Origin of the sequence: Rickettsia endosymbiont of Polydrusus tereticollis (assembly GCF_964026385.1) — a bacterium.
GTDB lineage: Bacteria > Pseudomonadota > Alphaproteobacteria > Rickettsiales > Rickettsiaceae > Rickettsia.
Genome location: NZ_OZ032142.1, coordinates 1581672 through 1597284 on the forward strand (window position 1 = coordinate 1581672; position 15613 = coordinate 1597284).

Consider the following 15613-nt stretch of genomic DNA (forward strand, 5'->3'; position numbering starts at 1 on the left):
TTAAACGTTCGTACACTATAGGGCTTGACCACGGCATGGCAGCATTTTCTAAAGACCTAATAAATACTACCAAAAGTTACAAAATATGATAAAAATTCTAAAAGGATTAGTTTTATTGATTCTGCTAAACGTATCACCGGTCAAAGCCGATGATACGTTTACGTGGATGTCAACTAACCCTTCAGAATTAAAAAATTTATTCGGTTGCCTAGAGATTCCGGAATTTACTAGCTTTAAAACCGGCAAAACATCGCTTGATATTGCAAATTCCGGAGTTTGGCAATCAACCGGCAACAACGTTGAAAAAGGTAAATCAATAAAATTTAGTTGGGTTACGACAGGAATAACACCACAACCTAGAAAATATTTAGTATTATATCGTATAGATCCTAGATTTGATAAACCGCAAATTTTCATTAAAACTTATAATTACCAAACTAAACAATACGAGGCTAATGATTTTCCGGCATTTACTTCTAACCCTGAGGATAAAGACCTTGGTGCTATAGCATTTCCTAAAATGCAGGATTATATTAATTATATTAATTTTGCCGGAGGAAGGAAAAAAATTCGAGTTGAAATAGGAGATGTGATAAATTTAAAATTTATTTCTCCATCTAGCTTTTTTAGTGCTGCAACTAAAAACAACGTTTTGACTCAAGAGCTTGGACTAAGTAATGTACTTGCTGCTTCAGCACTTTACACGAATCCTACTATAAGCGGTGGAGATAACAGAATATTATACGGTACTGCAGATAAAATATGTAACATTCTCGATCCGGCTCGAAATAATAGCTTCTGTGAAGGAAGTGGGGTAAATACTCGCTATATAGGCAATAATAGTATGGCACTGGTAGGACAAGCTTTTACGTCAAGTAGAGCTAAAAGCCTTATGGATCAAATAACGGTATGCTCTTATCCTATAAGCGATAATTCTGCTGCTTGCTATTATCGGTACGGTACAGATATGGCAATAAAAATCAATAGTCAAATCATAAAACCGGCAGGAACCCCGCTTATAGAAATAAGCGGTTATATGTTTCCGTTTCTTTATTATAAATCAACTATCGGCGGTGATTTAGATTTTACCGCCGATTTACCGATTAGCGGTATGTTTGACCAATCTTCTAAGATGAGCGATTGGCTGCAATTTAGTGATTTTAATAGTTTTTCAACATATATTAATAGTATTAAATGGGGTGCTAAATTCATACATTTCGGTAGCTATCAATTTCAAATAGAAATAGGTAGCGGCGATAACACCGTTAGTAATGCCGACCTAAACAATATAAAAGTAGAATATCTTATAGCACCTGCCGGTACAACACCTGATAATTCAACTTCAGGCAGAGCGATAGACCAAGATTTTTCAACCGATGCGTATCAAGACGGCTATCTGTGGCTAAGAGTAACAAACACTAACTCTTATCTACCGCAAGGCTCGATTATCGTAGATTATGCTAATTATACCGGCACGACATGGTTTTCGGATATAATTTATAACGGTGCAGTAAAACCTATTACCGATCAATTTAAAACTTTCACGGAAAATTTTTATCGAAAATTACTCAAAAATTCTGCTGTCCAAAATATTGCTAAAGCATCATTAACGCTTTATGTCGTTATCTTTGGGTTAATGTTTGTAATGGGAGCTTTAAAATTAACGGCACAAGAGGTTGTAACGAGAATATTTAAAATAGCTATAGTAGCTTTTTTGCTTCAACCGGAAAGCTGGGATTTTTTTAATAAATATTTATTTAGTGCATTTATAAACGGTATTGATTATTTTTTCAGAAATGTTGTCGGGGCTAGCAGCTCTCAGGCTAATGTTTTCGGTTTCATTGACCCTATATTTGATAAATATACTAACGGCAGAGTTTGGGGATTACTTTTTATTCAGCTTCTGCAAATTCAAAACGGTCTAGCGTTTATAGCAATTATGACTATTTATGCTCTTATACTTTATTTCAGAGCCATATTAGAAGTTATAATCGGTTATATTATAGCTTTTATAGGCATGTCCGTTATGATTTCCTTAGCACCGTTTTTTATAATATTAATGTTATTTGAAAAAACTAAAAGCTTGTTCGATAATTGGTTATCGACATTACTTAGTTATGTGATGCAACCAACAATACTCTTAATCTTTTTCTTGCTAGTAGATCAAATATTATCCGAACAACTTTTAAAAGTAGTGGTTAGAGCTTGCTGGGGTACACTTATCCCGATAGAAATAGGATTTGATTTAAACCATTTAGGTATTCCGGTAAGTTATTCTTTTTCTTTACCGTTTTTGCCGGGCATACCTTTTTTCATACCGGAAGTTCCTACACTTACTAGTGATAACCTTTTAGCACATGATACTAATACTTTCTTAGTATTATTTACTACCGCTTTACTCTTTTACTCATATTGTTTAATGTCTTATGGATTAGTAAATTATGTTTCAATTGTAGTTCAACAATTAACAAATGTTATGCCTGCTAGAATAGAAGGTAATAAACAGCCGATTTCTAATTCTACGGAGTCTATTATGAAAGATATAAGCTCGGTAGCTAAACCGATAGGAAATGCAGCATTAGCTCCGGCAAAAATTTTTAAAGATAAAGTAATTGACCAAAATTACACAGCAAGCAAACCGGATAATAAAGGTAAAGAATATACCAATAAACTTTTTTCTTCACGTAATGACGTGAAGGACGATAAAGAAGGCGGGAAGTAAGGTTTAGAGTGATACTCTATAATCTCATTCTCGCACAGGGGCGTTGTTGCGTGGCTCTAAAAAAGTGCTATATGTCATTCCCGCGAAGGCGGGAATCCAGAAAAAATACTTAAAATAGGCAAAATTATATAAAAATTTACTATATAATTCGCTTAAATATTCTCTGGATTCCCGCCTTCGCGGGAATGACATAGAACATGCTTTAACCTATCCATGCAACAACGCTCTTTTTAGTCGCTCGCCATGACGATTCTGGGAGCCATACAACATGCATAAAGTAACTTTAGTCTTTAATTTAAAATGAAAAAAAATATTTTTGTTATTTTATTAATATCTTTATTATTTCTGTCAGGTTGCAGCGGTGATAGGTGTATCGATCCGGATGATTTCGGCTTTATAAAATTTAATATTTCTTCTCGGTATAAAGCAGAAGAATTAACTTCTAGACAAGAAGGAGATCAATCCGCACCGTGGCGTGATAGCGGCTATAAAGTAAATGGTTATCCGCTTACTATAGTAGTTAGACCCTGGGATTATCTAGCAGGCGATAAAAATACTTCTCAAGAATTATCCGCTTGGTGTCCCTGGTATGGTCAAAAAAGTAATACTAATACTCTCTCTGCTTTTTGTCTAAGACTACAAACCTGCCAGTTTATAGACGGCAATATGTGTCCTAGCCCTACCCCAAAAGACGCCCCTATTATTAATCCCCCGTGCTTGCTTAAAAACGGCGTAGGGCTTTATTTTTTGATTGCGGCACGTAATTCCGACCCTAATAGTTCTCCCGATAGTCAACGTAGTCCAAAAGGTATAACACGGCATCTCGGTGAACCCGTAAACACCGCAAATACCGGTTATAATTTTTATAGCATTAATAAAACCGGTCAATTTGTCCAGTCGGGAGGAATAAATTACCAATATGACGGGGTAACAGCTTCCGACTATGCTCAGTCTAATCTTTATTTCAAAATTTTAGATAAATTTTATGACGATAACGGCGGACAATATCGAGTAGTTATTAAAGCAGGGGTTAGCGATACTAGACCCGATCCGTTAGAATTTTTAACAAACTTAATACAAAAAGAATTATTTGGAACTAGCGATACGGATCAAGGGATAGTCAGAAAAACATATCAAAATATAATTGATACTCCGGGATATCGTTTAAGCGTTTCGGCTATTTTAACATTATATATAATGTTTACCGGCTTTTCTTTCTTAATAGGTAATCTAAACCTTACTCATGTTGAGCTACTAATTAGGATATTAAAAGTTAGTATTGTATCTATATTATTAAGCTCCACCCAAGCTTGGACATTTTTCCATGACTATATATTTGTATTTTTTGTTGAAGGGGTTTCGCAAATACTTCAAATAATAAAAGAAGCCTCCGCTACCGGTCCTGGCTCTCAAAGCCTTATAGGGCTACTTATATCTCCACAAACTCTTTCTAAACTTTTTTCTTTATTATTTGTCGATCCTTTAGGGTTTATATATATTTTTCTATATTTGATAGCTCTTTACTTTATTTTCATGCTGGTATTTAAAGCGACCATTATCTACCTTACTGCTTTAATAGCTGTCGGCATGATTATAACTATGGCTCCGATATTTATTTGCTTTATGTTATTTAGTATAACACGTTCGTTATTTGAAAATTGGTTAAGGCAATTAATTTCTTATGCCATACAACCTATTATATTATTTGCCGGAATTGCTTTCATTTCCATGATTATCAGAACTGAAATATATTCTACGCTCGGTTTCGGAGTATGCAAATATGACTTTCCGAATTTAGGTCCTATAAACGAACTATTCGGTAGCTTTACGGAAGATTTAGACGTGAGTCTAGGTGATTCAATATTTTATTGGTGGTTTCCGTCGCCAATGAAAGGGGGAATAAATAATTTTCATAAAGCAAATATATTAGTACCTACGGACTATAAAAAAGATGACGGTACTTTTTGCTCTGCATATGAATGTATAGATAACCGCTATATTGAATTACCGTTTTTAGATCTTATAAAAGATGCTCGAAGAGTTTCTAATTTTATTAACGGTAAGTTTGTTCAACTTGACGGGTTATTATTAATATTCGTATCCGTATATCTATTAAGTAAGTTTAATGATACTGCAGTATCGCTAGCAAAATTCTTATCGAATACTTCAGGCAATTTAACAAATATACAAAAAATCGGTAACCAGGCTTATAGTCCTATTCAAACTCTAATTAATAAACCGATGAATTATGCTGCCGGCAAAGCAGGTAAGAGTATAAATACCTTACAAAGAAAGTTTATTACTCAGCCTATTGCCGATAAATATGAAGAATATATGACCGGTAGGGTGATGAAAGAAGCTCTTGATCCTAAATCGGCTAATAAGAGCGTTTTAGCGGAAGTTAAAAGAAAATACGGCATAGAGCTTAAAGATGTGAAAAACGTTAATGCAGAAAATGATTATCAAGGGGCTATTAAAAAATTATTCCCTAATGTTACTAACTCGGAGGAACTTAATAAATTATCTGCAAAAAATTATAGCGGATTACGAGATAAGCTTGCTGAAACTAAATTTGAAGGAAAAAATTATAATTCTTTAACTAAAGAGCAAAAAAGTGAGCTTGACAAACTTATGAAGCCTAAAGAAGGAGAAAAAAGTCTGCGTGAACTTGCGATTGATGCAAAATTTGCTAAAGATTATCAAGAGGCTTACTTTAAAACCCATCAAGAAATGTCAGGAAGAGGAGTAGGTTTAATCGGTAAAAATATCGGAGTCGTTAGAAGCTGGCAAGAAATGCAGAACCGAGTTAAAACAAAAAGAGAGTTAAAAGATGCCAAGAGCTATGCTATAGGAGAAAAACTATATGCCGGTTACGAAGGACTAAAACGAGGAGCATTAACGGCAGTAGTAGGTAAAGACCTCCGAGATGCTTATGAGGGCAATCTAACCGGTGCAGCATGGCATGATTTTGATTATACCGACCCAAGACTTAGAACTTATGATGAAGCTTTAAAAGATAAGGATAGAGAACGTGACTATAAAGAGCTAAAATTACAGGTAGATAAAGAAACTCTTAGCACTCAAGAGGACGTACTAGCTCCCGAATATCTTGCAAGGCTAGAGCTGCAAGGTAGAAAAGACGACGTATCATATTACGAAGACTTAGCTAAAAAGAAACTTACGCATGAGATACGACATAAGTTATCGGAAGGCGAAGACCCGGTAATTATGGGCGATAGATTTATGCGAGAGAAGGCTACCGATTCTCAAATGCATCAAATGATTGATAATGCATATGCGAAACATGCCGAGTTAATAAACGAGGATTGGTACACTCGCCGTGAAGATCATTACAATATGATGCGTGAAAAAGCCGAACAAAATATTGAAGAAAAATATACACTTCTTAAAGATCATTACAAAAGAGATGATATAAAAGCTGAAGAAATACCGACACTACTTGAGCAATACCATAGAGAAAAAACTACACCTTCAGATGAAATAACTGCAGATATAAACAATTTTAAAGCCGACGTTAAGAATTTTGAGTATAGTGGAGAAGTGCTGACAAAAATAGAAGATAGAAAAGAAGTAATTACAAATGAAGTAAACTCACAGATTGAGGAAATTAACCGGCATAGAGCAAATGCTAAAATGGCAGAATACGTAAAACCGGTCGTAAATGAAGGTAGAAAGCTTAGAAGATTGGAAGAGCATTTAAGAGATATGAAATAACGTGGATGTGAAAAATCGTCCGCCGTGGCTTGTACCTGCGTTGTTGCATGGCTCGAATTTTTGATGTCATTCCCACGAAAGCGGGAATCCAGAGAATATTTAAGCGAATTATATAGTAAATTTTTATATAATTTTATTTATTTTAAGTGTTTTTTCTGGATTCCCGCCTTTAGCTAGAATGACATATAGCACTTTTTTAGAGCCACGCAACAACACCGGCTTGACGACGGCATAACATTTAACCCAACAACTTTAAGGAGTTTTTTATGAAGGCAAAACAATTAATAAACGAAACATTTTTAGATGCCGTTCTAGCTAAAAAATTAGGTAAATCTTATACTTCTCCAAAAGAAATTAATGACCCCGATTTTGATGAAGCGGCAAAGCATTTCATTAACCTACTTCTTAAAGTTGATGGTTTTAAACCGGTTAAAACTGCTGTAGTTCATCCAACAGATAAAGAGTCGCTACTCGGTGCAATTAGAGCTGCACAATTTGACGTAATAAAGCCTATTTTTATCGGTCCGCAGCATAAAATTGAGGCTGTAGCCAAAGTTAATGATTAAATCTTGAAGGTTACCAAATTATTGACGTTGAACATAGTCATGACGCAGCAAAAAAAGCTGTAGAGCTTGCAAAAAAAAGAGAGGTTGCCGCAATTATGAAAGGCTCTCTGCATACCGATGAGCTTATGTCGGCAGTAGTTCATAAAGAAAACGGACTGCGTACCGAACGTCGTATAAGCCATGCTTTTTTAATGGCAGTTGCTACCTTTCCTAAGCCTTTTATTATTACCGATGCGGCTATTAATATCCGCCCTACTCTAGAAGACAAACGTGATATAGTTCAGAACGCTATTGATTTAATGCATATAATAAAAAGTGATCAACAAGTCAGAGTAGCGATATTATCCGCTGTTGAGACGGTTACCTCCTCAATTCCTACTACTCTTGATGCTGCTGCCTTATCCAAAATGGCAGATCGTGGACAGATTACAAACGCTATAGTTGACGGACCGCTTGCATTTGATAATGCTATATCTTTATTTGCTGCCGAGGCAAAAGGTATAAACTCCCTAGTCTCAGGAAATGCTGATATATTAGTGGTTCCCGACCTTGAATCGGGTAATATGCTTGCCAAACAATTAAAATATTTAGGTCAAGCCGTTATGGCAGGGATTGTCCTGGGTGCACGTGTACCGATTATTTTAACCAGTAGATCCGACCCGATGGATATGCGGGTTATTTCCTGCGTACTCGCTTCCTTTATTTATCATGATGCGAAAGCAAAATTACATAACACCAAAAATAAGGGTGACAAATGAGCGATGTACTATTAGTAGCTAATGCCGGTTCCTCCAGTTTAAAAATTTCTATTTTTGCTATTCAGGATAAAAAAATTACTGATAGAATTTATCGTATTTTTTTAGAAAAAGATGATGAGGAAATAATATTTCATCTAAATAGTAAAGATAAATCCGAGCAAGTGCTTTCTCGGAAAATTAACGATGATGCTATTAGCATGATGATTGATATTTTTGTAGAATGGTGGAATGAACAACAAGGATTAAACTTAATCGCTACGGGACACCGTGTTGTTCATGGCGGTAAAAATTTCAATAATCCCGTTATCGTTACGGAAAAAATTAGCGAAGAGTTAAAAGATTTAATTCCCTTAAGCCCTTTACATCAACCTTATAATTTACAAGTACTAAATTTATTCCGTCAAAAATATCAAGAAGTAACGCATGTAGCATGCTTTGATACGGCTTTTCATTCAACTAATCCACCGCTTGCCAAAGCGTTCGGCTTACCGAAAAAATACTATGAACAGGGGGTTTACCGTTATGGCTTTCATGGTCTATCTTATAAATGGGTTAGCCATCATTTTAAAGAAATAGTCAAAGAAGATTTGCCTCGGCACACTATTATCGGGCATTTAGGCAGCGGTAGTAGTATGTGTGCACTTGATAACGGCATTAGCGTTGCTAGCTCTATGGGCTTTAGCGTACTTGAGGGGTTAATGATGGGTACTCGTACCGGTTCAATTGATCCAGGCGTAATACTTTATCTTCTTGAAAGCAAAAAAATGACGGTAGCAGAGATAACTAATTTACTATACCGTCAATCAGGATTACTTGGGGTATTGGGGGAAAGCTCGGACGTTAGAGATTTATTAGAAAGTAAAACAGCCGATGCTAAATTTGCAATAGAGCTTTTTGTTTATAGGATTCAGTTAGAAATAGGAAAATTAACGGCTTCACTCGGTGGTCTTGATTGTTTAATTTTTACCGCCGGCGTCGGGCAAAATTCCCCGATAATCCGAGAAATGATTACCGACAAACTGGCATGGTTCGGCATTAAGCTAGACGATAAAGCAAACCAAGAAAATAACTACCTAATCAGCAGTACAGACAGTAAAGTCAAAGTTTACGTCATCCCGACAAACGAAGAAAGAGTTATCGCACAAGATGTGATAAAGTTTTTGTAAGGATTTAATTGTTGCATGGCACGAAAAAAGTGCTATATGTCATTCCCGCGAAGGCGGGAATCTAGAAAAAACACTTAAAATAAGCAAAATTATATAAAAATTTACTATATAATTCGTTTAAATATTTTCTGGATTCCCGCCTTCGCGGGAATGACATCAAAAATTCGAGCCATGCAACAACGTTAATGCCTTGCAGGAATGACATATTGCTATGCAAGAACAAACAAAATGAAAAATTAACACAAGCAAAATAATAATTATGGACTTAACTACTAACGACTTAGATCACAATCACCACATCCCTTACGGCTGGCGGCGGTGGCTTTTCTCGACTAATCACAAAGATATCGGCATTATGTATATCATATTTGCGATTTTTGCGGGGATTGTCGGCGGATTGTTCTCGCTGCTATTCAGGCTGGAGCTCGCTATGCCGGGCGGTCATTTCCTAAATCATGACTTCCAATTATATAACGTGTTAATTACTGCACATGCAGTAATTATGGTGTTCTTTATGATTATGCCGGCTTTATTCGGCGGGTTCGGTAATTATTTCGTGCCGCTACTAATAGGTGCACCGGACATGGCTTTTCCACGCCTTAACAATATCAGCTTCTGGCTATTAGTTCCCGCCTTTTTATTACTTATGCTTTCGGCATTTGTTGACGGCGGTCCAGGCACGGGCTGGACGCTTTACCCTCCGTTAAGCAGCCTTACGGGGCATCCGGGTGCTGCTGTTGATATGGCTATTTTCAGCTTGCATTTAACGGGATTATCCTCAATCTTAGGCTCGATTAACTTAATCGTTACTATATTTAATATGCGTGCTCCAGGCATGGGATTATTTAAAATGCCGTTATTTGTTTGGTCTATTTTAGTTACTGCTTTTCTAATAATTTTAGCTATGCCGGTACTTGGCGGCGGTATCACTATGTTATTAACGGATCGTAATTTTGGCACTAACTTTTTCAAACCTGACGGCGGCGGCGATCCGGTATTATTTCAGCATTTATTTTGGTTTTTCGGTCACCCTGAAGTATATATAGTAGTGTTGCCTGGCTTCGGTATAGTTAGCCAAGTTATCTCTACCTTCTCCAGAAAGCCGATATTCGGCTATCAAGGCATGGTTGCCGCTATGGCTATTATCGGCTTTGTCGGCTTTATAGTATGGGCACATCATATGTTTACCGTCGGGCTGTCTTATAATGCTTTAATATATTTTACTGCCGGCACGATGATTATCGCCGTCCCAACTGGCATAAAAATATTTAGCTGGATTGCGACGATGTGGGGAGGATCGCTTACCTTTCCGACGCCAATGTTATTCTCGATAGGATTTATTATATTATTCACCATCGGCGGCGTAACCGGTATAATTCTGTCAAATTCGGCACTTGATAGAGTGTTACACGATACTTATTATGTTGTGGCACATTTTCATTATACTATGTCACTCGGTGCTTTATTCACGGCTTTTGCCGGCTTTTATTACTGGTTTGGTAAAATGTCGGGTAAGCAATATCCCGAAATACTCGGAAAAATCCATTTCTGGATTACCTTTATCGGCGTTAATTTAACATTCTTCCCGCAGCATTTTTTAGGGCTTGCCGGCATGCCGAGAAGAATACCCGATTACCCTGAGGCTTTCGCCGGCTGGAATATGGTGTCATCCATAGGTGCAGGGATATCTATGGCAGCGGCACTTTATTTTGTGTTTATCGTATTTTACACTTTAAAATACGGCAAAGATTGTCCCGCTAATCCTTGGGGAGAGGGAGCAGATACCTTAGAGTGGACACTTACCTCACCGCCACCATTCCATACGTTTGAAATACCGCCGAGGATTGAGGATTAGATTATGATATTTAGAAGATTTTTTGCTATATTGGTGGATAAACTCGTTATTATATTTATTACCTTATTTGCTGCGAGACTAATTCCTATCATAAAAGGGAGTAAATACGAACCTATGTTCAGTCTTATTATGCTCCTTATATGGGCTATCTCAATTCCGTGTTATTTTGCTTTTTTTGAATCATCTAAAAGCCAAGGTACATTAGGTAAATGCTTGTTAAATATAAAAGTAATACGTGATGATAGTAGCAGTATTAATTTTATAGAAGCATTTTGGAGATTTATTATAGCTTTAGTAATAAATCTAACAGGAGTATTTTATATATTAAGTATTATTGCGATGCTATTTAATAAGGATGGAAAAATGTTACATGATTCATTTTCTAATACTAAAGTAGTAAGGCGATAAATTAATATAAGAAAACTCTGTTGTGGCAAAGATGCTGGCATCGTTGCGTGGATGGTTAAACGTCATTGCGAGGAGGCATTGTTGCATGGCTCGAATTTACCGTATAGTGTCATGCCGTGGCTTGACCACGGTATCCAGAAAAAACCTTAATAAAAAGGCTGGATGCCGTGATCAAGTCACGGCATGACACTGTACGCTTTGCAAAAATTCGATCCATGCAACAACGCCACGCTCACACGGGAATGACATCGAAAAAGTAGGAAAATAATAACATTAAAACTAATTCTTCATTTATGAATAGTTAATATGACGCAGAAAAAACCAATAATCGGTATTACGCCCGATTTAGCTCAAAACTGCGAAAAATACATTTATGCTGCTTTTCCTTGGTATGCCCTGCGTAAAAATTACGCCGATGCAATAATTCGTGCCGGTGGCGTACCGCTACTTTTACCTTATCAAGATAATACGACAATAAACGAGTTACTGGCAATTATCGACGGCGTAGTTATTCCGGGCGGTGACGAAGATATTCATCCTAAATTTTATGAAGCTGAATATAGCGAAGATGCAATTATTGCGAATAATGAACGTGACGAGTTTGAGATTCTGGTTTTAAAAAAATCATTAGCAAGAAATATCCCTGTTCTTGGGATATGTCGTGGAATGCAGTTATTAAATATTGCCTTTGGCGGTAATCTTATTCAGCATATACCTGATTATATAAAAAATAATAATCAAGATATAATAATTAATCACGAACAACCAACCCCAAAAAATATAGTTTCTCACTCGATTACTATTGAGGCGGGTACTAAACTTGCAACAATGACAAATAACAAAACGCATGTAATGGTTAACTCAACCCATCATCAAGCAATTGATCGAGTCGGGAGCGGTCTTGTTGTATCGGCTAAGGCAAATGACGGAATAATAGAGGCGATTGAATTACAAAATCATAAATTCGTCATAGGAGTGCAGTGGCACCCCGAATATTTAAATGATAATAACGTGGATTTAAATTTATTTAAAGAGCTTATTAAAGCAAGTAGTTAGGTAAATCTCAACGTTATTGCGGATAGGGGCAGGCATTGTTGCGTGGATCATAATTTACCGTATTATGGTTATTATAAGTATGGTGTCATACCGTGGCTTGACCACGGTATCCAGAAAAAAACTTAATAAAAAGACTGGATGCCGTGATCAAGCCACGGTATGACACCGTACGCTTTGCAAAAATTCGATCCACACAACAATGCTATCTCATAACGGTTCTATTACGGGTGTTGAAAACATTCGCATGATTCAAAAAGGACAAATCACCGGTGCTAATAACCATCCTTCTACTTTCGAGAATTTTAAAATGTTAATGACTGCATAATATCCATATCTTCAACCCATCATCATACGATAGACCCGTTTTGTCGGCACTCTCTACTAAAATGCAACTTCAAAATTTTAAACCCCGGTAAAGATTAATAAATGCTTGACATTTTAACTGATCATCTATATAATGCACATTTATATAAATTAAATTATTAATATATAGTTAATAACTTAATAACTACCTTCTGTTTTATTAATAACTATCTTCTATTTATTCATTTTTCTCTAAAATACTACTTGCCAATTACACATTTTAACTTAATCACTTTTAAATTATTTATTTTTAACTTTTTAAAAACAGGCTTTTATTATGATAAGTATTAAACAACTCTATACACTTTTATTTGGTGACTACGGAACGAAATTGGAGAAAACAAAGTTAGAGCAGTCGATAAAGGTAATAAACAACTCTCCTAACCCGGATATTGCATGAGATATAGGAGACAAAATCCTCGTAAAGCTGTATAATACTGGTATTTCATTAGAATAATACAAAGGATTTTGTCATGACAAATTGTATAGCATATAGTTACCAGTTTTCCAAAGTAAAAAATCGGACAATAGAGATAAATTTCACTGGAGGTGATATTAGTAGCGATGGAGGTGTGTTGTTATTAAGAGAAGCAGATAAAAGGCTTGGTATAACAGAGGAGCTTGCTAAAATATTTCCTGATAGACGAGATGGTAGTAAAATTACCCATAATATGGCAACAATGCTGAGGCAACGAATTTATGGTATTGCATTAGGTTATGAAGATTTAAATGACCACAATTATCTACGAAAATGTCCTGCTATGCAAACAGCTATGGAAACAATTGATGATATGGCAAGTAGTTCTACCTTATGTCGTATAGAAAACAATGCTGATAGACACTTTGCAATTAAAGTGCATGAACTAATGCTTGATAAATTTATTAAGTCTCATAAAATAGTACCAAAGCAGCTAATACTTGATTTTGATGCTACGGATGATGAAATTCATGGGCAACAGGAAGGTAAGTTTTATCATGGTTATTACGGTCATAATTGCTTTTTACCTTTGTATGTTTTTTGTGGAAAGCATCTGTTAGTTAGTTATCTTAGGACGTCAAAGCAGGATCAAGCAAAACATTCTTGGGCAATATTATCATTGTTAGTAAAACGTTTTCGCCAAGCTTGGCCAGAGGTAAAGATTATTTTTCGTGGTGATAGTGGATTTTGTCGTCATCAGATGTTTGATTGGTGTGATATTCATAATATAAAATATATTGTAGGAATGCCCCAAAATAACAGACTAAATGAGTTACTGAAACCTACAATGGAGAAGTCAAAAGCAGCATTTATTATAACCCAAGAAAAGCAACGTCTTTTTAGTGAGTTTCCATATAAGGCTGGTAGTTGGAGTCATGAACGTAGAATAATTGGTAAGGCAGAAATGACAATGCTTGGAGAAAATCCAAGGTATATAGTAACTAATTTATCAGATAAACCTGAAGATTTATACGACAAAGTTTACTGTGGTCGTGGTGATATGGAAAACCGTATAAAAGAGCAACAACTAGAATTATTTGCAGATCGTACTTCTTGTCATAGATGGTGGGCTAATCAGCTCAGAATGATTTTATCGGGTCTTGCATACACTTTAGTAGAATATATCAGAGGTAATTTATTACAAGGTAGTGCATTAGCAAAAGCACAAATAGGTACAATACGTTTAAAATTATTAAAAATTGGGGTAGTAATTATCCGTAATACTAGGCGTATTAAGTTTTTGTTATCTTCATCATATCCTTACCGACAGGTATGGAATCATGTGATGAAGAAATTAGCATTAGAATAACCTAGATTAGCACTGTTCCCGGTGCTTAGAAAAAATGGGGTAAGGGGCATTACATCTAAAATTTGAAAATAACGGCTTCAAAGCACTTTTTGGCAAAATTTTTACAAAAGTATCATTGCTAATATTATAAATTACTCAATTTCTTACTTTAAATCTCACTTCATGCAATATCCGGGCTAAAATGATATTTTTATATATGCTATATCTAACAACAAAAGTTTAACGAACAAAATAGTATCAAATGTTATAGGACAGGTGAGGTGGTACCCTTTGTCTAGACAAATTTTTTAAATTTTAGAGGTGTAATTCTCCTGTATTAATGTATTGGTTTTTCAAAGTAAAGTTTGCATTTTCTATGTCATATAGCCTCTTGATAATTTTCTAGTTTTTCTGCAAAATGTATCATTTCAGGTGTCTTATATTCAAGCGATTGATGAGGTCTTTGCTTATTATAAAATTCTATATAATCTCTGATAGCTATCTTTGCTTCACGTACCGTTTCAAGATCAAAACGATAAATCTTCTCTTGTTTCAAAGATCGCCAAAAACGTTCAATAAATACATTATCTAAGGCTCTGCCTTTGCCGTCCATACTAATAGCTATGCCTTGTTGCTCAAGTATTTGAGTAAAATCTTTTGATGTAAATTGTACTCCTTGATCCGTATTAAAAATGTCAGGCTTGCCATGTATAGATATTGCTTCATTTAGAGCTTCAATACAAAAATCATTTTCTAAACTAATCGACACCCGCCAACTCAAAATATAACGACTATACCAATCCATTATAGCAACCAAATATACAAAACCTTGCTTTAATCTTATGTAAGTAATATCTGCACAGTAAACTTGATTGGAGCAAACCACCTCTATATTATTTAATAGATATGGGTATACTTTATGAGCCTGATTCCTACGGCTTAAATTAATCTTTGGGTATACTGCTTCAATACCAAGTATTTTATAATATTTTCTTATCATCTTACGACTAACATTTAACCCTTCGGATTTTAGGACATGAGACATTCTTCTAGTACCATAATAGGGATGCTCTGTAAAAATCTCATCAATTCTGTTCAGTACTCTATACTCCTTATCATCTAAGGTATTCCTAGCTCGGTAGTAGTAACTTGAGCGGTTTAAATCTAAAAGTTTGCATTGTCTTGCTATGGTTAAATTTGAAGCATAACTTATCATTT

The 15613-nt window shown here is 35.6% G+C and carries 8 protein-coding genes and 1 pseudogene; 8 read left to right on the forward strand and 1 reads right to left on the reverse strand.

All coding sequences use genetic code 11. The annotated features are described in order from the left end of the window. Positions 1–88 precede the first annotated feature (88 nt). The 8 genes and pseudogenes from AAGD48_RS07670 (at position 89) to AAGD48_RS07705 (ending at position 14416) form a co-directional block, all read left to right on the forward strand. A complete protein-coding gene (locus AAGD48_RS07670) occupies positions 89–2722 on the forward strand; it encodes a type IV secretion system protein (RefSeq protein WP_341790768.1) in 2634 nt (877 codons plus the stop codon). A 300-nt stretch (positions 2723–3022) separates the two neighbouring features. Next, positions 3023–6457, forward strand: coding sequence for a type IV secretion system protein (locus tag AAGD48_RS07675; RefSeq protein WP_341789622.1), 3435 nt, complete (start codon positions 3023–3025; stop codon positions 6455–6457). A 266-nt stretch (positions 6458–6723) separates the two neighbouring features. Then, positions 6724–7781 (forward strand): annotated as a pseudogene (locus AAGD48_RS07680) (phosphate acetyltransferase). Further along, a complete protein-coding gene (locus tag AAGD48_RS07685) occupies positions 7778–8947 on the forward strand; it encodes an acetate/propionate family kinase (RefSeq protein WP_341789623.1) in 1170 nt (389 codons plus the stop codon). The pseudogene AAGD48_RS07680 and the gene AAGD48_RS07685 overlap by 4 nt, the downstream one beginning before the upstream one ends. A 259-nt stretch (positions 8948–9206) precedes the next feature. Then, positions 9207–10802 carry a cytochrome c oxidase subunit I gene (gene ctaD / locus AAGD48_RS07690; protein ID WP_341789624.1) on the forward strand — a complete coding sequence of 532 codons (1596 nt, stop codon included), beginning with the start codon at positions 9207–9209 and terminating at the stop codon, positions 10800–10802. Between the two features lie 3 nt (positions 10803–10805). After that, positions 10806–11210: an RDD family protein gene (locus AAGD48_RS07695; RefSeq protein ID WP_341789625.1), complete on the forward strand. Its 405-nt coding sequence runs from the start codon at positions 10806–10808 to the stop codon at positions 11208–11210. A 306-nt stretch (positions 11211–11516) separates the two neighbouring features. Further along, positions 11517–12266 (forward strand): gamma-glutamyl-gamma-aminobutyrate hydrolase family protein, encoded by a 750-nt coding sequence (locus AAGD48_RS07700; RefSeq protein WP_341789626.1) that lies wholly within the window; start codon positions 11517–11519, stop codon positions 12264–12266. 836 nt (positions 12267–13102) lie between these two features. Next, positions 13103–14416 (forward strand): IS1380 family transposase, encoded by a 1314-nt coding sequence (locus AAGD48_RS07705; RefSeq protein ID WP_341789277.1) that lies wholly within the window; start codon positions 13103–13105, stop codon positions 14414–14416. 358 nt (positions 14417–14774) lie between these two features. Here AAGD48_RS07705 and AAGD48_RS07710 read toward each other — a convergent pair whose 3' ends face one another. After that, positions 14775–15611 carry an IS3 family transposase gene (locus tag AAGD48_RS07710; RefSeq protein WP_341789572.1) on the reverse strand — a complete coding sequence of 279 codons (837 nt, stop codon included), beginning with the start codon at positions 15609–15611 and terminating at the stop codon, positions 14775–14777. Positions 15612–15613: the final 2 nt, after the last annotated feature.

Bases quoted from the DNA above. Each gene is read 5' to 3' on its own strand.
- ctaD (WP_341789624.1), top strand. From the start codon at position 9,207: ATGGACTTAACTACTAACGACTTAGATCACAATCACCACATCCCTTAC.
- AAGD48_RS07700 (WP_341789626.1), top strand. From the start codon at position 11,517: ATGACGCAGAAAAAACCAATAATCGGTATTACGCCCGATTTAGCTCAA.
- AAGD48_RS07685 (WP_341789623.1), top strand. From the start codon at position 7,778: ATGAGCGATGTACTATTAGTAGCTAATGCCGGTTCCTCCAGTTTAAAA.
- AAGD48_RS07705 (WP_341789277.1), top strand. From the start codon at position 13,103: ATGACAAATTGTATAGCATATAGTTACCAGTTTTCCAAAGTAAAAAAT.
- AAGD48_RS07675 (WP_341789622.1), top strand. From the start codon at position 3,023: ATGAAAAAAAATATTTTTGTTATTTTATTAATATCTTTATTATTTCTG.
- AAGD48_RS07695 (WP_341789625.1), top strand. From the start codon at position 10,806: ATGATATTTAGAAGATTTTTTGCTATATTGGTGGATAAACTCGTTATT.
- AAGD48_RS07710 (WP_341789572.1), bottom strand. From the start codon at position 15,611: ATGATAAGTTATGCTTCAAATTTAACCATAGCAAGACAATGCAAACTT.